Consider the following 25,797-nt stretch of genomic DNA (forward strand, 5'->3'; position numbering starts at 1 on the left):
ATCTTTATATTAGACAGTAAAAAAATAGCATGATACAATTACATTACAAAATTAATGTGTTTTCATATTTAACATCCTTGCGGGAGTAGCGGCGCATGTGCGTGGGAAACTGACTTACTAGATTATTTACAGTCTAGCGGCCAACCTTAAACAGCAAGACGCAAAGAATATTTTCTCTTAAAGGAGTGTATCAAAATATGAGCACAAAGTCGAAAGAGGTAGATGATGATATTCCGTTATCGTCCTCAGCAAAGTTTCACCATCAAGAATGGTCTAAGATAGTCAATGATTTACATGCAAATTATCCTAAGGGACTATCAGACGAACAGGTAAATAATCGCTTACAAAGGAACGGATATAATGAGGTTAATCCAAAAGTTATCCCGAAGTGGTTGATTTTTTTGCAGCAGTTTAATAATGTTATTGTCTATATTTTAGTGGTAGCTGCGCTGCTAACGCTTTTTATGCAACATTATGCAGATTCAGTTGTTATTGCATTAGTTGTATTAATTAATGCGTTAATTGGGTATTTACAAGAAGTGAATGCCAGTAATGCACTAGATAAAATAAAAAATATGTTGTCTGTTGAAGCCACTGTTATTCGAGATGGCGATCGCTTTGATGTTCCAGCTCGAGAATTAGTACCTGGCGATTTAGTCTATCTAGAGGCTGGGGATAATGTCCCTGCTGATTTACGAATTATAGATGCTGACAACTTACGTATTCAAGAGTCGTCTCTAACTGGAGAGGCTGATTCCGTCCTCAAAAGCGAATCTATTTTATCCGAGCATGTGCCACTAGCCGAGCGTAGTAACATGGCTTATGCATCAACAGCTGTGACTAATGGTAGTGCCACAGGAATCGTGGTAAACACTGGTGTTCATTCACAGATTGGTCAAATTTCTCAAAGTGTTGCTGATGTTTCAGATAAAAAATCACCACTAACACGAGAATTAGATAGTTTAGGCTATGGTATTTCTTGGTTAATTATTGTTGTGGCTATAGTCATGTTTGCCTTAGGTTGGTTTTTCAAAATATATGACATATCCACCTTGATTATGGCTATTATTGCAATGATTGTCGGTGCAATGCCGGAAGGATTACCAGCAGCTACGTCAATTATATTAGCAACCGGTGTTCAAAAGTTAACCAAAAAGAATGCAATTGTGAAAACATTACCTGCTGCTGAAACCCTAGGTGCAATAGACATTATTGCGTCTGACAAAACAGGGACATTAACAAAAAATGAAATGACCATTCAAGATATTGTCGTTGGTGAAAATCATTATACAGTCACTGGGACTGGATATGCACCCGATGGTGACATTTTTATAGGGAATAAGCTTGTCGATGCAACACAAGACAAAAATCTTGAAATGTTTTTAACAATGGGACATCAAGCAAATGACACTTTTTTGACCGAAGAAGCAGGTGTCTGGACCATCAACGGCGAACCGACTGATGCTGCCTTTTTGTCGGCCTACTACAAGGCCTTTGGACAAAAAGTACCTAAATTAAAAGAGTTGGATCGTATTCCGTTTGATTCTGACTATCGATACATGGCACGTTTAGTTGAAAATAAGCATCAGCAACGATTTGTCGCCATAAAGGGTGCACCAGACAGATTATTCACATTAGCCCGAAAAAATTCAAATTTTGACTACGAGTATTGGACAAAGGTGTCAGCAAAGTTTGCCAAATCTGGAAAACGTGTAATTGCTGTTGGATATGTTGATGTCGATTCAGATACATCAGAAGTCCTTCACGAAACACTTGCAGCTGAAGGCGTGACATTCTTAGGATTAGCCGCTATTATTGATCCGCCACGACCAGAGGTTGTTGATGCTATTAGCAACATGCGCGAGGCTGGTATTCGCGTTAAAATGATTACCGGCGATAGTCCAGATACGGCCAAAGCAATCGCTCAACAACTTGGTTTAGCCGACCAAATTGAAGCTGTTACTGGATCAGAAGTTGAAGCAATGACGGATGATCAGTTGGCTAAGGTTGTTACAAATTATGATGTCTTCGCACGAACTACACCACAAGATAAGTTACGTATTATATCTGCCTATCAAGCAAATGGATTAGTAACTGCCATGACTGGTGATGGTGTTAATGATGCGCCAGCATTAAAAAAAGCTGATATTGGTGTAGCAATGGGTATTAAAGGTACTGATGTTGCAAAAGATTCGGCGGATATGGTATTGGCTAACGATGATTTTTCAACAATTAAAGTAGCTATCGAGCAAGGTCGTCGTTTATACGATAATATTAGAAAAACAATTTTATATTTGTTACCTACTAGTTTTGCTGAGGGATTGATTGTTGTCTTTAGTATATTATTGCGCCAGCCAATGCCTTTAACTGCAACGCAATTATTGTGGATTAACTTGGTTTCTGCTTTGACGTTGCAATTAGCGTTTATATTTGAGCCAGCTGAACCAGGATTGATGAAACGTCCACCGCGTAAAACAACGGCCAAATTAATGAGTCGATACGATGTTTTCCAAATGATTTATGTCAGTGTCATTATTGCCGCAGTGGCTCTAGTTGTTTTTGAACATTTAGATGATATCACAGGTTTTGCGGTAGCCAGTACAATGGCTGTTAACATACTTATTTTTGGTAAAATTTTCTATATGTTTAATATCAGAACAGCAGCACCAGCGCTAAGTAAGACATTCTGGACAAACCCAATGGCATTCGTGGCTATCGGTGCTATGATTATTTTACAGTTATTATTTACGTATATACCATTTATGCAAGGTGTATTCTCTACAGCTGCGTTATCGCTTTCTGATTGGTCTTTCATCATCTTAACAGGATTGATTGTTCTAATCGTAACAGAATTAGATAAGTATCGTCGTATGATTGTAAAACGATAGTATGTAAATAACGGTATTTATTAAAAAATAGCAGTCACAACTTAATTGACCTGTGATTGTTATTTTTTTTTGTGATGAAAATCTTATAAAAAATCACATTGAAGAAATCACTCTCACTCTTTTTGAAAAAACTTTTAATTTAATTTAACCTGATATCGATATAATCAAGCTAGTAACTAAACTATAAAAGATAGGATCAAGCTATGGTTAAAAATTCAACTACTGAGTATACTTTTATAAAAGCACAAATTGATCTGGTTATTCATAATATTGTTAGTAATAAATACAATGAGGAACTGACGTACTACGATGTTTTATGGCTTCCTGATCATTTAACCAATCCAGATAGCAAAGAGCTTTGGCAATCATTTCAAGATAATTTAGAAAAAATTTCTTTTATAGCTATGAATACTGGTTTGCCGAATCCCAATGCCAATGTCGAATTGGTAATCGTTAAAATGAATAGTGGTGAAATAAATCCAAATGCGATAAAATATTTTGAAGTAGGTAAGCGAAAAGATTATTTAGCGATGCAATACCCACATATAATGGACAAAGACAATGACACTTTATTTAACGCTTGGGATGAGGCTAACAACTCGTATAATTCAACGGAAACATCCGCAAGCGTTTGAAATTTAAGCGACTATCTGATCGAAAATACTAAATTCAAATAAAAAACAACTATCACTGCATAGTTGTTTTTTATTTGCCAGCTATTTTAATTTCTATTCGAAAAAAACTATTGATTTGAAATCCACTCTAAGGGTTACACTTATTATATACACTAGCCAAAATACGAGATAAAATAATTTAAAATTCCTGTTTTAAGTAAGATAATTTAACACGTGAATATTGAAAAATATATGTAATAATTTGTTGTTTTACATACTGACCAGGCAGTATATACTAGAGATATCAATTATTCAAGGAGTATAAAAAATGTCTGTTGAAAACGTTCGTCAATTTTTCAAAAAATATCATTTAGAGAACCGAATCGTAGAACATGAGAACATTGGCGATACGGTTGAACACGCTGCCGAGTTGTTGAAGTGTGAGATAAAACAAATTGCCAAATCCATGACCTTCATCGTGGAAGAAAATCCAGTTTTGATTGTTCTTGCAGGTGACAAAAAAGTAGATAATAAAAAATTCAAATCAACGTACAATTCAAGACCAAAAATGATTCCTTTTGATCAGGTTGCGGACAGAATTGGACACATTCCTGGTGCGGTAACACCATTTGCAATCAAATCAGACGTAAAAGTATATTTAGATGTATCTCTAAAGAGATTTGAAACTGTTTTTGCTGCAGGCGGTAGCACAAATAGTACAATCGAATTATCAATAGATGAGCTTGAAAACTATGCTCATCCCCTAGACTGGGTAGATGTTGGGAAAGACCAGTAAACTCACTTGCTAAACAAATTGTGTAGCAGGTGGGAACCGGAGGCAATCAATACGAATGACAGTAAATGATTGGATAACCTTTATATTAGCTAGTACCGTTATTATAATTTCTCCAGGTCCTTCTGTAATATATGTAACGACAAACAGTATGACCAATGAAATTAAAACGATGATGCCATTGGTTGTAGGGCTTACTGCAGGCTGTTTTTGTGGTATGGGCATCTCTTTAATATTTATAAGTAGCTTACTCAAAATTTCATCCTACTCATTGGTCGTGTTAAAAATAATTGGTTCTGGTTATTTAACGTACTTAGCCATCCAAATGTGGACTCGTAAGCATGTTAATCAAGATAGCAGAAAACCAACATTCATACGAGGTGTGCTCATTGCTGTCAGTAATCCTAAGGCGCTATTATTTTATACAACTTTTTTCCCGCAATTTGGTCATACTCAAGTTGATATGGTATATCTAGCACTATGTTACGGCATATTAAGTTTTATAGCGGATTTTTCGAATATGTTAATTTCTCATTTTGTTAGCAGAGGAATTAGCATGAACTCTTTAATGTGGATTAATCGATCCGGAGCATTATTGCTATGGATTACTACTTTAAAGATTTGGCTGTGAATAACCAGAAATTAGTCCCAACTGCTTTTTTTAGGACATTTAACCAATAACGTTTTTGGCTTCTCCTGATAAATATGCATTTAAATTATCTACGGTTATGCGTAATAATCTTTCACGAGTCTCTAATGGTGCCCAAGCGATGTGAGGCGTAATAAAGCAATTTTTAGCTTTTAATAAAGGATTGTCTTTTTCAATTGGCTCTTTTTGGACAACATCTGTAGCTAAGGCATAAACTTTTTCATTATTTAGTGCCTCGGCTATGTCATTTTCACTAATAAGTTTTCCACGGGCTGTATTGATTAAAATCACACCATCTTTCATTTTTGAGATAGTAGTCTTATTAATTAAATTAATCGTTTCTGGCGTTTGAACAACATGAAGACTAATAATATCCGCTTTTTGGAAAAGCTCATCTAAAGAAACTTGGTTGACCCATTTTGGGGTTGCAACACTAGGTCGATGATTATAAAAAATAACTTTCATTGAAAAAGCATTGGCTAATTCTGCCACTTTTTGAGCAATTCGACCATAACCAATGAGCCCTAATGTTTTACCTTTCAATTCAAATAGCGGTTTATCCCAAAATGTAAAATCATCGACACTAGACCATTTCCCATCATGGACCAATTGGTTATGTAATCCAACTTGACCGGTTATTTCTAGTAATAATGAAAAGGTAAATTGCGCGACAGCATCCGTAGCATAAGTAGGCACATTCGTCACAATAATGTTGTGGTTGTTTGCACTATCAATATCGACAACGTCATAACCTGTTCCCATAATGCCAATATATTTTAACTGTGAAGCACGACGGATTACACGATCATCTAGTGGGGTCTTATGTGTTATCACAACTTCCGCATCATCAATTCTCTGCAAAATTTCAGTGTCATTATCTACTGATGTACGGCTATAAAACTCGAAGTCGCCCAAATTTTTTAACGTTTCCCAATTTAAATCTTGATTGAGATCATAACCATCTAAAAGTACAATTTTCATAACTTATATCTCCGATTCATTTGCACAGATATTTTTCTACATGGATCTGAAAAGTAATTTAGTCATATTTTATCACTTATGACCTATTAACCATGATTTTTAAACTTGAAGACTAAGAACAGGGAGTTGTCGCAAGAATTATTTCGTGAATATAAACATCGTGGAGTTTTGAGTCCTTAACCGTGCTCAATTAAAATAAAGTGGTAAAATGAAACAAATGAGCGCTAATTGTTTGTTATCATCTGATTTCAGGTGAAGTTACGGCGCGGGTACTTATCATATAGGAGGAAACTAAATGTCAAGGAATGAAGAAAAAGTTTGGCTTGTAACGGGTGGATCAACTGGATTTGGACGTAAATTAATTGAAGAATTAATTGCAAAAAAGATTCCAGTCGTAGCTACCGCAAGAAATTTATCAGCATTTGATGATTTAGAAACGAATGAGGATGATTTACTACTTAAAGTACAATTGGATGTCACAAACCAAGAACAAGTTAACAATGCTGTCCAGTCAACGCTCAACAAATTCGGAAAAATTGATGTTCTGGTTAATAACGCTGGCTACGGATACTCTGGTTCGATCGAAGAATCAGATGAAACTGCAGTCCGCAAAATGTTTGAAGCAAATTTCTGGGGTGCTAGTGCGATGATTCGTGCAGTGTTACCAACGATGAGAAAAAATAGATCAGGATTAATTATCAATGTTACATCAATAGGTGGTTTACTAGCGTTACCCACCTATGGCTATTACAATGCAACCAAGCATGCCTTAGAAGGATTGGGTAAGGCGCTATCATTAGAAGTTGAACCTTTTGGTATTAAGGTAACAAATGTCGAGCCTGGTCCCTTTAGAACTGATTGGGCAGGCAGATCACAATTTTCTGCAAAACATTCAATTAACGATTATGAAAATACACCAGCAAGGAAATCCGAGGAAGCTTCACATGCCAGATCAGGCGAGCAAACTGGCTCTCCTGAACTAGCTGCAAAGGTATTTATTAAAATCGCTGAATCCGACAATCCACCTTTGCATTTTATTGCCGGTCAAAATGCTTTTAAACGTGAGCGAGAAGAAATTTCTGATATTCAACATGATATGCAAAAATGGCAAGAGGATTCAACCCATCTGGACTATGGTGACGAGACATATTGGCAATAGGTGGGGGAAATTTGTTGGATCGTTTATGAAAAAATAACGCATGCGATGATTATATTTTTTATTACGACTACTTTTCTTAGAGCACTATAACTAAGGCTAATAGTCTCTTTTTTATACACTTGACATCGCTTCGAAAAGATAACTTAAGTATTTAATTTATCTTTTTTATTTTTTAATTTTTTTTAAATTCTAAAAAAACAAGTAATATGGTAGGGTGTATAATTAATTGGTTTACACTAGATAAAAAGAAGGAAATAATAATGAATTCGTTAGATACGTTTATTACTAAAAATGATTCATTAAAAATTGATTTAATGAATTATTTTTTAGAAACAGACCAAAGTTTATATACAATGAAAAGCATTGAAAATAACTTCACATTATCGACATATATGTTGCGTGAAACAATAGAAGCATTAAATATTGATATTAATAATTTATTTAAGTTTGATTGGCTGCTGATTAAAAAAGGTATTATCTACCAAAAGTATCGCGTCAGCAGGTATCATCTCTACAAGCTGTCTCAATTTTATTTTAATTTGTCACCTTTAAAAATACTTTTAGAAAAACGATCGCTTTCAGGATCACTTCCCACCTACACGAATATTCAGGCAGAATACGGATGGAGTACTTCCTATTTTTTCACACAAAAAAATATCTTAGACAATATAATTATGGATCAAAATCCTTTTGAATTTATTCAGGCAGGTTATGCAATTTACAACTACTTTGATGAGAAACCATCTTTTTCTGGCCGTATAAAATCTATTAGTCATGCCATTATAGATTTTTTATTAGATACATATCTTATTAATGATATGAACCTTCAACAAAAAGAATTACTTATTGATTTTTATGTTTCTGAAATGATTAACAATGGACGTTACTGCTTAACAAACGTCAGTGAACCAGTAATCTATACATTACAAAAATTACCAGATTCGATAGCATTGCAAGTAAGTGGTGACACCACTATCTTTTTATCCAAATTGCTAGAAGTTTTAGATTTGTTTGATTTTCTACAAGAAAGTAATCTCTACTGGTTTTCTCCTGAAATTGAAGATAAAATTTTAAAGGCGCAACAAAAGATTACGCCGTTATTGTCACGTTATTTCAAGACTTTAAGTTTTTCAAAAATTAGTTTATTAGGTCATCAAATTTCAAAATATAGTCAACGATTTAGTATGAAAACGCAATGGTTTTTCAGACCAGAAGGTGTTGTTAACCTAAAATACTTTCAGGATATTTATCCTTCAATTTTTACATTATTACCAGAAATAATTAAAATACTTAACGATCAACAAACTATAATTTTTGATAGTCGTCAAAATTTATTTGAATTTAATCTTATTGGAATTATGTTTAACGATATTGCAGCTATCAATCTTGACAAGATAGAAATCAGTGTTAATTTCACAGCCACACAAATGACAAACAATATGATTATTACAATGCTAAAAAGTCATATTAATCACGCGAGCGTGTACTTCACACAAAACCAGACCAATGCGGATATTTATTTATCTGACACAATTGATGAAAAATCAAGAGGAGAGCAAGTAATTTGGAAAAAGCCGCCTACCTTAAGTGACTGGAGAGCATTGGGAGAACTAATTGTAAAGATAAAGAAAAATGAAAAGAAAAAAACTTAACATTAACAAACTAGTTTACACAAGCACCTTATCAATTTTATTGATATCAATTAACTCAACTTTGAGGCATCCTCTCATTACGGCTAACAAGATCACTTTAAGAGAACTCATTAATAATGATAATACGTTAAATCAGCTAGTAATAAACGGAGATGCTTTTGTTGATAACAATATTATTACGTTGACACCGGATAAACAGTCCATGTCTGGCACCGCTTATTTAAAAACACCGATTAACTTTTCTAATGATGTTTTGTTAAGTTTAAAAGTAAATGTTGGCGATAAATCTCAGCAAAGCAACGGTGGAGATGGCATTGCTGTTAGTTTTGTACCATATGATCAAATTAATTTACTAAATCAAAAACATGGCGGCGCTTTAGGGCTCGGGGGCATAAAAAATGTGTTTGGTTTTAAGGTAGACACATACTTTAACCAAGTTGGTGAGACAGGGATTTTTGATCCAGATCCTTCTAAATTTGGTTTATCACAAGGTTCTGGTGTACCATTTGGTGCATTTTTTTCTGGAACAAGTCAAGGCGTCATTCAGACGTTATCTGAAGGAGCTCAATCTCTTGATCAAGAAATTTATGGCAATCAACTTGAAGACCTGACTATCTCTTATGATAGTAACAATCGTTTGTTTCAAATTAACTATCATGGAAAAACTTGGAATCATTCAATTAAAAATGCTAATGAACTAGACAAACCGATGTATTTAGTTTTTTCCTCTTCTACTGGGACAAACCATAATTTGCAACAAATATCACTTGATACCACAGACTTCAAACCTTACACGTCAACTGTAACTGTTAATTATTTAGATGAAAGTAATAAAAAAATTGCATCTTCAGAAACTTTGACAGGTACGCCTAATGAAAAATATACTACCAATGAGAAAAAAATTGAGGGTTATGAGTTAATCGAGAAACCAAATAATAACTCAGGCATATTTTCAGGTAGTAGTTCAGATGTTAATTATTACTACAAACCAATTACCCATCAAATTATTATCGATTATATGTATAACAATTATTCATTACGAAAAGAAATATTAACAGGTAATACTGGCGAGACTATTAACCATGCAAGTACTACTACGCTATCTGTTTTAAAAGACTACACAATTGATTCTTCCGATTGGCCAGGAAGTTTCTCCATTCCTAATAGTGACCAGAAAGCATGGCACTTTAAAATCAGGCTATCCAAAAAAGCTGCATCTGTTACTAAAAATAACGACAGTGTGAAGGTAGATGGGGAAAAGATAAATAGCACTAATATAGTGACAAAAGATCCAATTGTTACGAGCTATTTCTCTGAAAGGTATTCAAGTGAAATTATCAAAAAATACCTATTTCCAAAATTATTTACTAATACTTCTAAAAAATATGTACAAATAGAGCATCCGTCTATTGTTATTGACAGGATAGCAGATAACTATTCAAACTTAGATAAGTATTTTGTTAGTATTAATAATCAAAAAGAAAAAACTACTGCTATAAGCACAACAGACCTTATGAATATTGATCAAGTAGCATTTCGTGATGATTTCATTAGTCGAAACATAAAGCCTAGCCCTTTTAGTGTAAAGGTAAGTGACTTTACAAAAGTATTAAATGTTATGGCATCGTACACAACTTTTACGGATAGATAAAAGCGTTATAATACGCTTTTTTATTTTTCATTTTTTTCAAAATAGAAAAGAATATATTAATAGGATAACTATATATAATAACTACTGGTCAAATATTTTATATAGGGGAGTAATCATGGGAAAACGCATCTATCAAATTGACAGTATCAAGGTCTTTGCAATATTCTCTGTTGTATCAGTTCATTTTCTTCTTAATTCGGGGTTTTATGATATTGACATTGAGTCTTTATTAGCATCAATTGGTACTGTTTTGAGATTGATTTTCATCACTGCGGTGCCACTGTTTATCATGTCAACCGGTTTTTTAATGGGAGAAAAAACTCTAGATGATACGTACGTTACAAAACTTGGTAAGGTATTGTTGATATACATTGTTGTGTCATTGATTGATTGGATTGGACATATTTTAATTCTACATAATGAATTTTCATTTTCTGATGCCGTATTTGGACTATTGGATTATTCAACTGACAGCTATGGCTGGTATGTAGAAATGTATATTGGATTGTATTTAATTATTCCTCTGTTAAATGCTGCTTGGCATAATAGCGAGGATAAACGATATCATTTATATATTGTAGTAACATCGACTATATTATTCTTCTTACCTTCACTATTTAACATTTTTGGGAAAATATTACCAGATTGGTGGACAGCTGCTTATCCTATCGGATACTACTACCTTGGGCTCTATTTTAAAACTTACTTGGAACAAATAAAAACAATTCGTGTAAAATCATTACTTTTTTATTCTGGAACAGTGTTTATTTTTCTATCAATTTTGACGTTATTAAAAAATTATGGTGGGATCTTTTCTTGGACAACGCAAAATGATTATATGGGATATCAACCATTTATTGTGTCAATCATCATTTTTTTATTATTTTTGAAATTGCCTTTTAAAGATGAAAAAAATGGCTCATTTCACTTTTTGTTGGTAAAGATATCAAATATGACATTAACCATTTATCTTTTTTCGGACTTAACTGACAGCATAGTGTATTACTATTTTAAGCAATTCGTGCCAAACATAGAAGCACGGTTTGTATGGGCACCAGTTATTGTTTGCATATCTTTTACTATGGCGCTTATGTTATCTTTTGCAGTTGAGATAATTTTATCAAAAACAATTTTCAATAGAATAAGAGGAGAAAAATCATGATGTTTTTGTCGAATGTTTTGCAATTCTACACATCGTATTATCCAATTATTATGACTATTGTTTGGTTACTGGGATCATGGATTTCCGGAATTCGAATTTCTAAAACAAAACAACAAGAATGTGTGAAAAATGATAAAGTTACTATACTTTTATCAATGTTCAATGAAGAAGAAAACATTATTGAAACGTTACAGTCATTTACTCATTTAGAATATTCTAATTTTGATGTTGTTATTGTTGATGATAAAAGTAATGATCATTCTGTCAAAATTGTCAAAAAATGGTTAAATGACCAAGTAAACATAACAGTTAATTTGATTGAATTATCTCAAAATATTGGTAAGGCGCAAGCACTAAATGAAGCAATCAAACAAATTGATTCACCGTACATCTTAGTAACAGATGCTGATTCTTTGTTAGCTAGTAATGCAATCAATAAATTATTGCAAGGTGTAACTAATGAAAGAGTTGCTGCTGTCACCGGTAAACCAATTGTCAGAAATCGAACAACATTACTTGGCAGATTACAAGCATTAGAGTATGTAGGTATCATTGATAGAATAAAACGAGCTCAGGACAATTTATATGGCGGTATTATGACCGTCGCAGGAGTTGTTGTACTGTACCGAAAAAAAGCGTTATTATCAGTGAATGGATTTGATCGTACAGCTATCACTGAAGATATTGATATTACTTGGCGATTAAGAAAAAATCAATGGCTCATTAGATATACACCTGAATCGTTAGCTTATATATTAGTACCCGAGACTTTTCAAGGATACGTTAAACAACGTATTCGTTGGTCAATAGGTGGGCTGGAAGTATTTTTAAAAAACATAAAATGGGTAGTTAAGCAGGGAAGTACTTATCAGAGAATGTTGTTACTTGACATGTTTTTAAGTCACATTTGGGCCTGGTTGGCAGTCATAACATTATGTCAATACATTCTATTAACCGTTACAACCAAAACATTTTCATTGCCTGGTGGCATATTGACTCTATATATTTCTCTCTTTTTTATCATGTTTTTTCAAGGCCTAATTCAAGATAAAGGTCAATCAATGCTTACTGTACAGGATATCTTTGCGTTGCCATTTTATAGCACCTTTTACTGGTTCACATCACTAGTAACAGCAATTATTTCACAGTTTAATATTGCCTTTTTTCACAAACAGAAAGGTTCTTGGAAAAGTCCAGATCGAGGGAGATAAAAATGATGTCAGAAATTATAATTCGTCGTAAAAATATGATAGGGAATACAATATCAAACATAATTACTTTGGTAGCTTGGGGGCTTAATTTGTTTATAATTTTGCTCGCCTTAATAACACAATGGGGAATTTACTCGGATAGCTTTGTGGTTGTTCAGCTATTATTAGGCCTGAATACACGTGTTATCAACGGAGGGTTACAAACAATTATGATCTGCTTAACTTTGATGTTATTACCAATGCTCACATCTTTGTTATCAAAAAAAGAGGGTATTTGAAGTGAAAAAAAGAAGTCGAATATCGGTGCTGATAGTTATATGTATTATGATTAGTCTCTTTTTTTTAATGACCTTATTTGTTTTTAAACAAGAACTGCGGCAACAAGAGATTGATCAAAAAGTTGATTATACATATCGTGATTTCGCACAAAAAAATAAGAATGTTAAGGATGGTGTAATTGTTTTAGCCTACCATCGTATCTTAAAAAATAATAAGACAGTTGATTTTGCAAAAAAAATTTCCAAAAATCCGCAGTTGCAACAATACAATGTTTCTCAAAATGAATTTATTCGTCAAATGAAATGGTTGAAGAAAAATGACGTTAGTGTTTGGTCAACAGATGAACTAATCAAACACTCTAAAGAAAATAATATTAGAGGAAAACATGTTGTTTTAACGTTTGACGATATTGATACGACATTACCGCGTAATGCAGCTCAGACAATGTTCAACTTGAGTTTTCCGTTTACTATTTTTGTAATCACAGGACAAACGGGTAGAAATTTAGACGGTGAGCAAATGGCAACATGGTCAGAAATTGCTAGATTGGCTGGACATAAGGAAGTTACAGTTGGGTTACACACCAATGATTTACATTATCAAGTTAATAATCACCCAATTTTATCAAGTGGAAAACTATCAAAACATACAATAATAGAAGATTATAAAAAATCACAACAAAAAATTAAAAAAAAATTATCAATCAATACGCATGTGTTTGCTTATCCTTATGGGAGTGAAAATAAGACACTTACAGAATATATGTACTTACACGGTATGAACGGTATTTTTCTTTTAGAACCTGGTGTTGTGACAAATGATATGCCTGATATTTTAAAACATGTACCAAGGTTTATCGTAACGGATTCGAACTTTAATCAGTTGGGAAAATGGCTTAATTCAAGATAAAAGATTATGAAAGTAATAATTTTAGTTGGTTGATAATATGACAACAAATGTCCCAGTTAATGTTTTTAAAAGAAAGTACAATACATTTCTTTCTAACTATTGTGTATCAGATGTAAAATGGATACATACAAATAAGCACTTAGAAATTCATTTTCTCGAAAGTAACGAGTATTCAATTGAGTCAGTACATATCCGCTGGCAAATTAAAAATGGTATAGTACTGCATAATTCAAAAAGAGTATTAAGATTTTGAATATGAATACTTAGTATCAGTTCAAATCACAGTATTTATTGACGCCATTGGGATTAAGTTACAGCGTTATTGTGTAAAAGCATAACCTTTTTTTGTTCAGATTTAGAATTAGCGTCTTACTTTTGGTGCTTGTTTTATGTTATATCGTTACGTAAAAATATTCTAGCGTTTTAGTGTTACTAATACCAGAGGTAATAGAAAAAGGGAATACCACTTAGAATGACAGTAATTTCGACAGACAGATTGGTCATCAGAACGTTAGAAATGACTGATTATGGCAGTTGATTTACTGGATTTTCTCATAGGAAACTTTATACATTAAATAATGATTTAATCTCAAAATCCTAACTTTTCTAAGGAATAGGGGTTGTGCTGAAAAAATGCGGATGCGCTCAATACAGAATTTAAATCATTAATTGACAATTCACTATCATCCATTTAAACTTTACTTATAAATAATAAGTTGAGGAAAAGAATTTGTTCAGTAGGAAATTAGGATCGTATTCTTTTCGTCTTTGTCTGTCTATTGTTGGCACCATTATCATTGCCTTTGGGATTGTTTTATTCCGTTTGGCGAACATGGGCATTGATCCAGCAACAGCAGCAGACGTTGGTATCTCAGATACCTTCCATTGGAATTTAGGGAACTACCAGCTTGCATTTAATGCACTATTGTTCCTTGGCGTGTTGTTTTTCGATCAAACCCAGTTTGGCGTCGGAACAATAATCAATATGTCGTTACCAGGATACATTATCGCTTATTTTACACCTAAGTTTGAACCTATAGTTGGACGTTGGTTTGGAACTTTTTCATATCTGGAAACCATATTTTTATTTGTTATTGGTATGTTTTTATTTTCATTAGGAATTGGCATATATACAAGTGTAAATCTTGGTGTTTCTCCGTACGATGCGGTTGCACCATTGTTTAACAAAAAGAAATGGGCTAGTTATCGTCTGACAAGGTCTGTTCAAGATTTGTTCTTTTTTGTAGTTGCCATTATATTTGGTGGGCCACTGGGTATTGGGACTTTTTTGATTGCCACATTAACTGGCTATATTGTACAATACTGGCATCAGCTATTTAAAAAAATAAAACACTACATACAAAAAACGCACAGCTTTTAGTTGTGCGTTTCGTCATTCAAAAAATTAAATGTAATTTATCCTCTTGCCTAAATAGAACACTTGGAATCTATTTTTGATATGATCTATTCTTGGCGTCTTTTTTGAAAATCACCGGAGAAAGTTGCTTTTAAAATACAAAAGCAAGTTCTGGCAGAAACAGGTATCTATCTAACTGTTGGTATTGGAAATTCTCCAGTCTTAGCCAAATTAGCGCTTGATATTGAAGCCAAACATGATAGAAATCTGACATTATGAATATTTGTATCAAATACCAGAGTTGGCGAAACTGATTAATCAGGCTACGGGCCAAACAGTTAACATCAATTAATTTATTCGTGAATTAATGATCATCTAAAGTCGTTTTTAGATTCAGTATGCGCTATACTATTCGTCTTATAAACACTTCAACCTCGGTAGATAGAGTGGTTGCAATAATTAATTGAATAATGGTTGCTCATCCAAATTCGAGTATTACTGTTAGCTACTTCACTAATTTGATATTCTATCCTAGTTGATATACAATTTAGTTATCATAATGAAAGCGCTTACAGTGTTTTCGTTTTTAGGAGGCCAGGTTAGAATGTCAGATAAAAAAATATCAGCTGGGTTAGCAGCTTTGAAGGTCATGGAAGGATGGGGTGTTCATACTATATATGGTATTCCTTCCGGAACATTAAGCGGGTTGATGGATGCTATGGGACATCCTGAAAATAATATTAAGTTTTTGCAAGTTAAACATGAAGAAGTTGCTGCAATGGCTGCCGTGATGCAATGGAAATTCGGTGGAAAATTAGGCGTCGCTGTCGGATCAGGCGGCCCGGGGGCTACTCATTTGATTAATGGCTTATATGATGCAGCTATGGATAATACGCCTGTATTAGCAATTTTGGGGTCAAAGCCAGTTCGTGAATTAAACATGGATTCCTTCCAAGAATTAAATCAAAATCCAATGTATGAAAGTATTGCTGTTTACAATCGTCGCGTTGCGACTGCCGAACAATTGCCTCATTTGATTGATGATGCAATTCGTACGGCGATTGCCAAGCGTGGTGTGGCTGTTCTTGAAGTACCTGCAGATTTTGGATTTTCACAAATTGATGCCAATTCGATTTATTCAACACCACTGTATTCATCAGGCCCAAAGTATAAAGAATACAAATCAGCACCTGTCGATAAGACTGATATTGATGCTGCTGTCGAACTATTAAACCAAGCAAAACAACCAGTTATTTATGCTGGTGTGGGTACCATGGGTCATGGCTCAGCTGTACAAGCGTTATCTCGCAAAATAAAGGCGCCCATTATCACGACCGGTAAAAACTTTGAAACTTTTGATTGGGACTTTGAGGCCTTTGCAGGTTCAAATTTCCGAGTAGGGTGGAAGCCAGCCAACGAAGCCGTTCTCGAAGCAGATACTGTACTATTTGTTGGAACAAATTTTCCATTTTCAGAAGTTGAAGGGTCATTCCGTAACGTTGACAAGTTTATCCAAATTGATAACAATCCTGCAATGCTAGGTAAACGCCACCAAAATGATGTGGCCATTCTCGGTGATGCTGGTGAAGCAATTGATGAAATACTTGCCAAGGTTTCCTCGGTTTCAGAATCACCTTGGTGGCAGGCTAACATTAAAAATATACAGAACTGGCGCGATTATATGACCAAACTTGAAAAAAAGACCGAGGGAGACCTACAAGCTTACCAAGTTTATAACGCAATTAATGAGCATGCAGCGAAAAACGCCATTTTCTCAATTGATGTTGGTAACGTAACACAGTTATCAGTTCGTCATTTGCACATGACACCTAAAAATATGTGGCGCACATCACCATTGTTTGCGTCAATGGGTATAGGTCTACCGGGAGGTATTGGTGCAAAGAACACTTATCCAGATCGTCAAGTTTGGAATTTGATAGGTGATGGCGCCTTTTCGATGACATATCCAGATGTTGTGACAAATGTTCGTTATAACTTACCAGTTATCAATGTTGTATTTACCAATACGGAATATGGATTCATCAAAAATAAGTACGAAGATACTAACACCTACAACTTCGGCGTTGACTTTACAGATGTTGATTATGCCAAAATAGCCGAAGCTCAGGGGGCGATTGGATTGACAGTAAGTCGTATTGAAGATATTGATCACGTCGTTCAGGAAGCGCTTAGCTATTATGATAAAGGCCGTGTCGTGGTGATTGATGCAAAAATCACTAAGGATCGTCCAATTCCTGTTGAAACATTGAAGTTAGATAAAAGTCTGTACAGTGCAGAAACTGTTAATGCTTATAAAGAAAAATACGAAGCGCAGGAACTCGTCCCATTCCGTGAGTATTTGGAAGCAGAGGGACTAACTTCAAAGTATATTAAAGACAGTAATGACAATAAGTACAGTTTCTAACAAGATACTTTTTAATGTTTAAATGCATTTTGTTTATACCTTGCCACCACCAGTCCAATCTATAATTCTAACTAGTATGTATCATTTGACAAAATTTATAGACGATACTATAACATAGTTGTAGACATAAAAAATTTGATGGAGGTGTAAATATGTCAAACAATTTAATGCAACGTTTTAGTTCTGATGATATTTTTGATTTTATGAATCAGGCTATGCATCCTTGGGCCGATCAACGTTTACTACCAAAGTCGATCAAGACTGATGTGATTGAGAAAGATGATCGTTTCACCGTTACTGCAGAATTAGCTGGGGTAAATAAAGACGACATTAACATTGATTACAAGAATGACCAACTTTTGATTAGTGCTAAACGTGATGAATTCAAGGATCACACTGATCATGACGGTAATATTTTGCAGAGTGAACGGACCTACGGATCTGTGTCCCGTGCTTACTATTTGCCAGGGGTGGACTCAAGCAAGATTACAGCAAAATTCGCAAATGGTGAATTGCGTGTTGAATTGCCTAAGCAAGCAACTGAACAATCAAGTACTAATATTAAGATTGACTAATCTATAACTCGGTGTTTCTGGCCGAAAATTGATTAATTCGTCCTTTGTACTACATTAATTGATACAAGTACAAAAGCTCATCCTGATGGGTGAGCTTTTTGTATTGGGCCTATTATATTTTTATGTTGGGCATCAACTTATATCAAAGACTTCATGACTTATTGGATACTTTCTAAAGCTTCAAATATAGGTGTATCACCATCACTCATTTTTATAACTTGATTTATTGTTGAATTGTGATTCAAAATATCCGCTAATGTTGTGCTAATATTTTGAATTGAATTCGTCGTTCGCGCCTTATCATTTAAGTTAATTTTATTGGTCCTCGGTATGTCTACGCGTGCAGTTGCTTGTAAAATCGTATAATTAAGTTTCGTTTGTTTCACAAGATATTTATCCGCAAAAAATTTAGCGATATTATAATTTATCAAATCAATCATTGCTGGATTATGCTATTTATTAGGTTCATTTTGAACATAACTTACTATATGTGAGTTTAACATAATTTTTTTTGTGTTGCTAAGCACTTTCATTTTTGAAAGAACGATAAAAAGATTTTGTGAATGGCTTTGAGGACAAAACAATTTTATAATACTTTGCCTCTCAAGATAGATGATGTTTTTTTTTAACATATAGATAGTTACCACTTACATTTACGCACCAACCTGTCGTCAAGTGTTTTTACCTCTTGTCCTAATTCTTATCTCAACAGTTATATTCTTCAGTATGATATTGGGTGTTGAAAGATATTTCTAATGTAGAAATTTTGTTGATTCGACTTGTTTGTTGTGTGAATTGTTATTTCATACTAACTAAAATTTATGTAGAGAAGGGAAGTATCATCATGGCTGATATACTAAGATTTATTTTCGAAATCATTAACAACACACCTTTCTGGGTATGGGTTGTTCTAGTTATACTGATTAAACGAGGTATGTCATTAATAAAGGACAGTCCTGCTTCTATTGGAAGATCAATTATAATGCCTTTTATTTTCGTTATTTGGGGTCTAAATACAGTAGTAAACAAATTTGCTTCTCCAAATACATTGCTGAGTTTTTACCTGGTAGCATTGATTCTAGGATTTTTGTTCAGTTACTTACTTTATATGCGACGATCTTTTTATGTTGAAGATGGTCAATTAATTCAAGAGGGTAGCGTCTTACCTTTAGTTATTATGCTAACCAATTTTCTAGTAAAATATATTCTAAACGTTATTCTTGCTATCCATCCAGTACTTTACACTCAGATGAATTTCAACATTTTTTATGGTATTGTTTCTGGGTTCACAGTTGGATTATTCTTTGGCGGTATTTATAAAACGCTTACGGCAAAGAAACAAATTTTGAAGTCATAGTGAAAGGAGCCATTCAAATTCCCAAGATCACATTATCGTAACCCTAAAACATAAACAAAGGCTCATGTATGTGTTTTCGTGTGTATTTTGACAGGAAAATAAAAATGCAATCTTTTTGCACATTATTTTTCATCGGAAACTAGATTATCAGCATTCACATCAGTACTAGTATAAATAAATTAAATTACTGAAAAAATAAATATTTATTCGATTTAACGTGATAATTAATACTTTGAGTGTGTGATTAACATCCGTCGCATCTTGAATAGCCTCTTCCGAATTATTTTGATTAAATTCACCAGTAATCATCAGAAGGAGATTAAATTGATGACCTTTCATAATTGCCATAACGGTTTTAACATCCTCAGGGTGGTATTCCCCAGAACCACCAATACTTTTTGAACCGTGTATCAATTCAAGCATATCAAGAGTGGGGTTTGAATTATTGATTTCAACCGTAACAAAGCGTCTGTCAATAGCTCCAAGATCTATAAACGCTTGAAGAATGTCATTACGATCAACGGCATCAATAAAGATATTTGCATTGGGATAGTCCGTGCCATGTAACCCTTGTGTTGTTCCTAAAATGTCAGTTGCGCGTTCGTGTACATGTTGCTGACCATTATTGATTATTTCGAATCCAAGTTGCTGGGCAATTTGTAAACGGAATTCGGAGCGGTCTACTAAAACAACTTTTTTAACGCCAAAGTGTATTAATGCAATCGCTGCAGCAAGACAAATAATACCGGCACCATTGTTCGAAGGGTTCGATGAGCTAAATCAACTGCTATATTAATTATATTAAAGCTCAGCAACCGGAAATTTTGGATGACGATTTAATGTACTTTTTTGTTGCATTTCAGTCCAGTTTTACAATGATTTTACGTCATTGGTCGGAAGAAGATTATCAAAAAGATCCGGAATAATTAGTAAATATTATCATCAATAGTTTGCCAAAAATTATTTTTGATAGCCATTTTGGATAAATTAATATTAATCGAGGTAATGTTTTAAAACCAACCGTGTTAATTATGTTTGGGAATTTTTACCTTAAATGTTGTTTCGTTTTGGTCGGAGTTTAATAATCTAATTGTGCCATTGTGCAGTTGGATAATTTTACGGACTAAGCTCAAACCTAAACCATTGCCATTTTTTGCGTGTGACGTGTCACTTTGAAAAAATTGATCAAAAATATATAACTGATCGTTTTTAGAAATTGGTTCGCCGTGATTTGTAATGGTGAATTCAATTGATGTATTGAATTCTTGTAAAATAATTTCTAATGATGATTCTGGGTTTGAAAACTTAACGGCGTTGCCAATTAGATTGATCCAAACATCCATCAATAATGGTTGATTACCAGTTATTTTTATTGCATCTAATTCAATATTTAACACTAGGTTTTTGGGTTGCCATTTAGGAGCTAACCACAAAATTGCAGTTCTAATTTGTTCATCAATCTCAAATCTTGTTTGCTCTAATTCACTTTCTTCCAAGTTTTCTAATTTTGATAATTCTAGTAAATGGCTAGTCATGGACGATAATTGATGTGTACTTTCAATGATTTGATCTAAATATCGATCACGTGTTGTTGGTGATAATTCTTTACTTTGTAATAAAGCTGCATATCCCTCAATAACAGATAGTGGTGTTTTGAATTCATGGGATACATTAGCAATAAAATCATTTCGTAGTGTGGCGATACGTTCCAGTTGTTCGGCCATATTATTGAAATTAGTCGATAAGTTTTTAATTTCGTCAACAGATGAATGGGTAGGTAATCTTACTTCAAAATTTCCTTCAGAGATGCTTTTGGTGCCTGATATAAAAAGTAAAAGTGGCTTTAAAACCTGTTGAACAAGAATAAATGAGAGCGCTACACTGACGAGAAGACTTAAGAATAAGAAACCAATTAAGGAAACTGTATTGCGATTCTCCAGTCCTGGTAGAAGCATTTTAAAGTGCGAATGTAAAATTATAACAGAAACAACAATAACGACGGTACTAAAGAAAAGAATTAAAGCAACAAAAAGAAAATATTTAATATAGTTTAGTTTTCTGTGCATAATGTCACCTGGTAACCAAGACCTCTAACCGTTATGATTTGTAATTGTTTGATTTCTTTTAGATGTTCTCTTAAACGATTAATATGAACATCGATTGTTCGTTCATCTGAATCTGAATCAAGGCCCCAGATGGCATCCAATAGCCGGCGTCTTGTAAATATTTTATTTGGGTATGAAATTAATTTATAAATTAAATCAAATTCTTTTTTTGGAAGCAAAATTGTTTTATTTTGGTATTCGACATTGTAACTACTTTGATTAAAAGTTGCTCCTGCAATTTTTAAAACTTTTGATTCATTAATTTTAGCGCGACGCAAAAGCGCTTTGACGCGTAATAATAATTCATTTAAATTGATTGGTTTTACCATATAGTCATCAACGCCAAGTTGATAACCACGTTCCAAATCTGTAAATTCTCCTAAGGCTGTTATTGCAATAATTGGGGTTGATAATTTAGCTTCACGAAGTAATTTAATAAAATCAAGGCCACTCATTTCAGGCATTAAAATGTCTGTTAAGATTAGATCAATTTCCTTATTTTCCAAAATGTCTAACGCTTGTTGTGCATTATTTGCGGAAAAGGTATAGTAATCTGCCCCCTTTAAGTATGTTGTATAGAGATGATTTAACGCTAAATTGTCTTCGATAACTAAAATCTTAACCAAAATGTTTAATCCTTTATGAATATTAGTTTTGTTGTTAGTATACCATCTCTGATAAATTAGGTTAATTGTTTGTTTGTTCATATTGAGTTTACAAAAGTATTTTAAACTAATGATATTAACAAACAGGAGGTCAGTTATGGCATTTTTAAAAATTAAAGATATTCGCAAATCGTATTATTTAGGTGATCAAGAATTTCCAATCTTGAAAGGAATTAATTTAGATTTTGAATTAGGGCAGTTTGTATCCATTTTGGGTGAGTCTGGCGGTGGTAAGTCGACATTAATGAACATCATTGGTGGGTTAGATCGACAGTTTGAGGGTAAAGTTACTATTAATGGTAAATCACTAAATCATCGTGATGAACGACAAATGGATGACTACCGACGTGCAACAGTGGGATATATTTATCAATCCTACAATTTAATCAATCATTTAACGGTATTAGAGAATGTGCTAATTTCACTTGAAATGACCACGCTAACACATGCTAATAAAATCGCGCGCGCGAAAGAGCTACTGGAACAGGTTGGCTTAGCCGACCAAATGAAGAAATACCCCAATCAACTATCAGGTGGGCAGAAACAACGTGTTGCGGTTGCTCGAGCGTTGGCAGCAGATCCGCAAATCATTATTGCTGATGAGCCAACAGGTGCATTGGATGCACAAAACACGCAGGAAGTGCTAACGCTTTTAAATGAGATTGCTAAATCAGGAAAGTTAGTTATAGCCGTAACGCACTCACAGGAGGTTGCAAACTATGGTACTCGAATTGTCCATCTAGCGGAAGGACAAATTGATGAAGATGTTATTCTTAAACCAGCATATGTGAAACCAACTAATCAAGGGGACCCCTCATTCACAGATCGACCACTTTCAGCACTATCCAGTTATCAAAATGCTGTTAAACATCTAACACATTCATTTTGGCGTAATTCTTTAATAGTATTAGGAACATCGATAGGTCTCTTTGCTGTTCTGCTATTTACAGGGTTAGGAGCAGGAATAAAAAGTTATATCAATTCAGAAGTTACTTCACTTGCAAATCCCAATGTAGTGACTGTTAAGACTTATTCTAAAGCTAGTCAGGATGAGTCCCAGATGACTACTGGAGGAAGTAGTGCTAGTTCAGGTGCCATCACTCAATCACAAGTGAATGCACTAAAAAAGACCAGTAAAATGTCATCTATTCAGCCAGGATATCAGTTTACTAATGCAACAGTACAATTGAATCAGCAAGTGGCATCAGCTCAAAGTTTGACCACTTGGACTGCTAATTATAGTAAAGATAGTTTGACAGCGGGAAAAGCACCGAAAGCTAACGAAGTAGTTATTGATAAAAAAAGTGTAGCACAAAAATTTGCAACAAAAAATTATAAGTCTGTAATTGGTAAAATGGTTACAGTTACATGGAATGTTCAGAAATCTGATGGAACAACAGCACAAGTCAAGCAAAATTTGAAAGTTTCCGGCGTATTGCAAACAACGTCAGCAGCGGGGATAGACGTGTTGAACTATCGATCGACTAAGGCGGCTTTGAAATCAGCTGGTGTGGCTGAAGATGTTAACTTTATCGTTGTCAAGGTGAAGGAAACTAATGATGTTAAAGCAGTTACAAAGCAAATCAATAATATCAAACAAGACAATAAGCGTATATTTACGGCTTCAACAATTGGTAGTATGCTTGATATGATCAATACAATTATTAGTTTGGCAACTAATGTATTAACAGCTATAGCAGCTATATCATTAATTGTTTCAGCATTGATGATTATCGTGACGATGTTTATGTCAGTATCCGAGCGTACTCGAGAAATCGGTGTTCTCAGAGCATTAGGAGAAAGCAAAAAAGATATTCGTAGATTATTTACAAGCGAGTCAATCTTGATTGGTTTGACTAGTGCTACATTAGCTACAGGGCTAGGACTAGCGTTTGGTGCGATATTAAATAAATTATTATATAGCATTGCTAAGTTCAATTTAGTACAAATTTCATTGAAACACGTGATATTGGTCTTTATTTTATCCCTCGTAATTTCTTATGTGGCGGCATTATTGCCATCACGTCGTGCAGCACGTTTGAATCCAATTGATGCTTTATCAGCAGACTAAAAAGTTTCGCCACTCAATTTGAAATTGAATTGAACTTTGACTTTTTTTCTGATTATATGTGTTATCATAAACAATAAATCAAGGAGGGCATCTCATGTCATTAAATGAAATTGAGCGTGCAAATACTATAAATGAGCTAAATGTCAATTTCCAGTTATTACATTACTCACTAACAAAAATTGCGCAAGATTTACATACAGAACCATCTCGAATTCAAGACATTTTAAAATTGAACCATGTTATGCCAGAAGATGCCTGGATTCTCAAAAATTATTTAAGTCGGGAACTTTTTAGACAAGGTAAAGAAGAAATTGCATACACTAAGTTAACTGGAACTTATCGTGATTATTGGTTTTTAGATCAACAAATAATTGAGCAAAATAAAATTTTATAAAAATATTCTAATGATTATAAAAAGACCTATCTTAATTTTAAAGATAGGTCTTTTTTCGTTATTATATTAAGTAAAATCATTTAGAATGAATTGAGTTTATATGGGCACGCAAAGCTATGATTAGTCCGACAATAACTAAAACAATTCCAATAGCTGCACCGAATAATCCAGTTGATGATGAGGCATCAGCTGAATGTTCATAAGCTAATAAAGAATATTGTGTCATGACAATAGCAACTAGACCATCCGCAAAATTCAGTGATTTTAAGTAGGTAATAATTGGACTTCTAAAACGCCGTGACTTAACCCACCCAACAATAGAGGTTACAATTTTTGTAAATCCAATCAGTGCAATTAATAAAACAATGCTTTGATTATAGTGTTGTGGTTGACCTTTAAAATACATATATGCTGATAATCCTACTAAAGCAGCTCCCAAGAGTGCATATAAAATACCGCCTTCACGCAAGTACTTCATTTCAATTTTTTCTCGTTCAGCGGGACTGATTGCAGAAACTCTAATTTGTTGATATCGCCATAAAAAATATGACCGTATGGCTAGAAGAATGATATAGTAACCACCAAAAATTAAAAACCAGAGAGACCAAAAAAATAGGCCAACAGCCAATTTTATTAATGCAAATAAAGAATTTGATATGGTGCTTGCTGCATTATAAAGTACAACACGATCAGCCTTTTCTGTGATGTGTCGTCTTAAGTTATATTTGTCGATGAGCACATTGGCTTTATTTGTAACTTTTTCAATAATTTTCATAAGGATAATCTTTCATATATGAATTATAGGTAATGGGGCTACATAGATAAAAATAAGTGATAATACAGTAGAAATTTCATTATTAATTGTACCAAATTTTTTATGTCGAGAACGAGCCCTTAATA

Annotated in this window: 23 protein-coding genes and 1 pseudogene; 18 read left to right on the forward strand and 6 right to left on the reverse strand. The window is 33.8% G+C overall.

Translation table 11 applies throughout. From position 1 onward, the window contains the following. Positions 1 to 197 precede the first annotated feature (197 nt). From JNUCC76_RS04595 to JNUCC76_RS04610, 4 genes are all read left to right on the forward strand, one after another. Complete coding sequence (locus tag JNUCC76_RS04595; RefSeq protein WP_454156196.1) at positions 198 to 2,888, forward strand: HAD-IC family P-type ATPase; 2,691 nt, start codon at positions 198 to 200, stop codon at positions 2,886 to 2,888. Positions 2,889 to 3,091: 203 nt separating this feature from the next. Further along, positions 3,092 to 3,523: a hypothetical protein gene (locus JNUCC76_RS04600; protein WP_454156198.1), complete on the forward strand. Its 432-nt coding sequence runs from the start codon at positions 3,092 to 3,094 to the stop codon at positions 3,521 to 3,523. Between the two features lie 307 nt (positions 3,524 to 3,830). Then, on the forward strand, positions 3,831 to 4,298 hold the full coding sequence (locus tag JNUCC76_RS04605) for a YbaK/EbsC family protein (RefSeq protein ID WP_454156199.1): 468 nt from the start codon (positions 3,831 to 3,833) through the stop codon (positions 4,296 to 4,298). 148 nt (positions 4,299 to 4,446) lie between these two features. After that, on the forward strand, positions 4,447 to 4,926 hold the full coding sequence (locus JNUCC76_RS04610; protein ID WP_454156201.1) for a LysE family translocator: 480 nt from the start codon (positions 4,447 to 4,449) through the stop codon (positions 4,924 to 4,926). A 39-nt stretch (positions 4,927 to 4,965) separates the two neighbouring features. Here JNUCC76_RS04610 and JNUCC76_RS04615 read toward each other — a convergent pair whose 3' ends face one another. Continuing rightward, on the reverse strand, positions 4,966 to 5,925 hold the full coding sequence (locus JNUCC76_RS04615) for a D-2-hydroxyacid dehydrogenase (protein ID WP_454156203.1): 960 nt from the start codon (positions 5,923 to 5,925) through the stop codon (positions 4,966 to 4,968). A gap of 295 nt (positions 5,926 to 6,220) precedes the next feature. On the opposite strand from JNUCC76_RS04615, the gene JNUCC76_RS04620 reads away from it, so the two are divergent. The 11 genes and pseudogenes from JNUCC76_RS04620 (at position 6,221) to JNUCC76_RS04670 (ending at position 18,305) form a co-directional block, all read left to right on the forward strand. Next, entirely contained in the window at positions 6,221 to 7,084 is an 864-nt protein-coding gene (locus JNUCC76_RS04620; RefSeq protein ID WP_454156204.1) for an oxidoreductase, read from the forward strand. A 260-nt stretch (positions 7,085 to 7,344) separates the two neighbouring features. Further along, positions 7,345 to 8,736, forward strand: a complete 1,392-nt coding sequence (locus JNUCC76_RS04625; protein WP_454156205.1) for a hypothetical protein — start codon at positions 7,345 to 7,347, stop codon at positions 8,734 to 8,736. After that, positions 8,717 to 10,387 carry a lectin-like domain-containing protein gene (locus JNUCC76_RS04630; protein WP_272204404.1) on the forward strand — a complete coding sequence of 557 codons (1,671 nt, stop codon included), beginning with the start codon at positions 8,717 to 8,719 and terminating at the stop codon, positions 10,385 to 10,387. The genes JNUCC76_RS04625 and JNUCC76_RS04630 overlap by 20 nt, the downstream gene beginning before the upstream one ends. 115 nt (positions 10,388 to 10,502) lie before the next feature. Continuing rightward, on the forward strand, positions 10,503 to 11,549 hold the full coding sequence (locus JNUCC76_RS04635) for an acyltransferase (RefSeq protein ID WP_454156207.1): 1,047 nt from the start codon (positions 10,503 to 10,505) through the stop codon (positions 11,547 to 11,549). Continuing rightward, the gene (locus tag JNUCC76_RS04640) at positions 11,546 to 12,760 is read left to right on the forward strand and encodes a glycosyltransferase family 2 protein (RefSeq protein WP_454156208.1); all 1,215 of its coding nucleotides are present in this window, start codon (positions 11,546 to 11,548) and stop codon (positions 12,758 to 12,760) included. The genes JNUCC76_RS04635 and JNUCC76_RS04640 overlap by 4 nt, the downstream gene beginning before the upstream one ends. Before the next feature lie 5 nt (positions 12,761 to 12,765). Beyond that, a complete protein-coding gene (locus JNUCC76_RS04645; protein ID WP_454156210.1) occupies positions 12,766 to 13,038 on the forward strand; it encodes a hypothetical protein in 273 nt (90 codons plus the stop codon). Positions 13,039 to 13,105: 67 nt separating this feature from the next. Beyond that, positions 13,106 to 13,948, forward strand: a complete 843-nt coding sequence (locus JNUCC76_RS04650; protein ID WP_454156211.1) for a polysaccharide deacetylase family protein — start codon at positions 13,106 to 13,108, stop codon at positions 13,946 to 13,948. 730 nt (positions 13,949 to 14,678) lie between these two features. Further along, positions 14,679 to 15,329, forward strand: coding sequence for a YczE/YyaS/YitT family protein (locus tag JNUCC76_RS04655; RefSeq protein ID WP_454156212.1), 651 nt, complete (start codon positions 14,679 to 14,681; stop codon positions 15,327 to 15,329). 63 nt (positions 15,330 to 15,392) lie between these two features. Next, a pseudogene (locus JNUCC76_RS04660) lies at positions 15,393 to 15,575 on the forward strand (Y-family DNA polymerase); the annotation flags it as partial. A gap of 334 nt (positions 15,576 to 15,909) precedes the next feature. Then, complete coding sequence (gene spxB / locus JNUCC76_RS04665) at positions 15,910 to 17,730, forward strand: pyruvate oxidase (protein ID WP_454156213.1); 1,821 nt, start codon at positions 15,910 to 15,912, stop codon at positions 17,728 to 17,730. Between the two features lie 152 nt (positions 17,731 to 17,882). Further along, complete coding sequence (locus JNUCC76_RS04670; RefSeq protein WP_282835184.1) at positions 17,883 to 18,305, forward strand: Hsp20/alpha crystallin family protein; 423 nt, start codon at positions 17,883 to 17,885, stop codon at positions 18,303 to 18,305. Between the two features lie 158 nt (positions 18,306 to 18,463). Here JNUCC76_RS04670 and JNUCC76_RS04675 read toward each other — a convergent pair whose 3' ends face one another. Beyond that, entirely contained in the window at positions 18,464 to 18,745 is a 282-nt protein-coding gene (locus JNUCC76_RS04675) for a Rossmann-fold NAD(P)-binding domain-containing protein (protein ID WP_454156215.1), read from the reverse strand. A 404-nt stretch (positions 18,746 to 19,149) separates the two neighbouring features. Here JNUCC76_RS04675 and JNUCC76_RS04680 point away from each other — a divergent pair, with 404 nt between their 5' ends. Further along, on the forward strand, positions 19,150 to 19,662 hold the full coding sequence (locus JNUCC76_RS04680; protein ID WP_454156216.1) for a DUF6622 family protein: 513 nt from the start codon (positions 19,150 to 19,152) through the stop codon (positions 19,660 to 19,662). 165 nt (positions 19,663 to 19,827) lie between these two features. Here JNUCC76_RS04680 and JNUCC76_RS04685 read toward each other — a convergent pair whose 3' ends face one another. The 3 genes from JNUCC76_RS04685 to JNUCC76_RS04695 form a co-directional block, all read right to left on the reverse strand. Beyond that, positions 19,828 to 20,406: a zinc-binding dehydrogenase gene (locus JNUCC76_RS04685; RefSeq protein WP_454156522.1), complete on the reverse strand. Its 579-nt coding sequence runs from the start codon at positions 20,404 to 20,406 to the stop codon at positions 19,828 to 19,830. A 281-nt stretch (positions 20,407 to 20,687) separates the two neighbouring features. Then, a complete protein-coding gene (locus JNUCC76_RS04690) occupies positions 20,688 to 21,728 on the reverse strand; it encodes a HAMP domain-containing sensor histidine kinase (RefSeq protein ID WP_454156218.1) in 1,041 nt (346 codons plus the stop codon). After that, a complete protein-coding gene (locus tag JNUCC76_RS04695; RefSeq protein WP_454156220.1) occupies positions 21,713 to 22,474 on the reverse strand; it encodes a response regulator transcription factor in 762 nt (253 codons plus the stop codon). The genes JNUCC76_RS04690 and JNUCC76_RS04695 overlap by 16 nt, the downstream gene beginning before the upstream one ends. 55 nt (positions 22,475 to 22,529) lie before the next feature. On the opposite strand from JNUCC76_RS04695, the gene JNUCC76_RS04700 reads away from it, so the two are divergent. Together JNUCC76_RS04700 and JNUCC76_RS04705 are read left to right on the forward strand one after the other, a co-directional pair. Beyond that, positions 22,530 to 24,503 carry an ABC transporter ATP-binding protein/permease gene (locus JNUCC76_RS04700; RefSeq protein WP_454156222.1) on the forward strand — a complete coding sequence of 658 codons (1,974 nt, stop codon included), beginning with the start codon at positions 22,530 to 22,532 and terminating at the stop codon, positions 24,501 to 24,503. 94 nt (positions 24,504 to 24,597) lie between these two features. Continuing rightward, complete coding sequence (locus tag JNUCC76_RS04705; protein ID WP_454156224.1) at positions 24,598 to 24,897, forward strand: DUF2316 family protein; 300 nt, start codon at positions 24,598 to 24,600, stop codon at positions 24,895 to 24,897. A 76-nt stretch (positions 24,898 to 24,973) separates the two neighbouring features. On the opposite strand, the gene JNUCC76_RS04710 is transcribed toward JNUCC76_RS04705, so the two are convergent. Beyond that, the gene (locus JNUCC76_RS04710) at positions 24,974 to 25,672 is read right to left on the reverse strand and encodes a hypothetical protein (protein ID WP_454156225.1); all 699 of its coding nucleotides are present in this window, start codon (positions 25,670 to 25,672) and stop codon (positions 24,974 to 24,976) included. Positions 25,673 to 25,797: the final 125 nt, after the last annotated feature.

Source organism: Leuconostoc sp. JNUCC 76 (assembly GCF_053667755.1).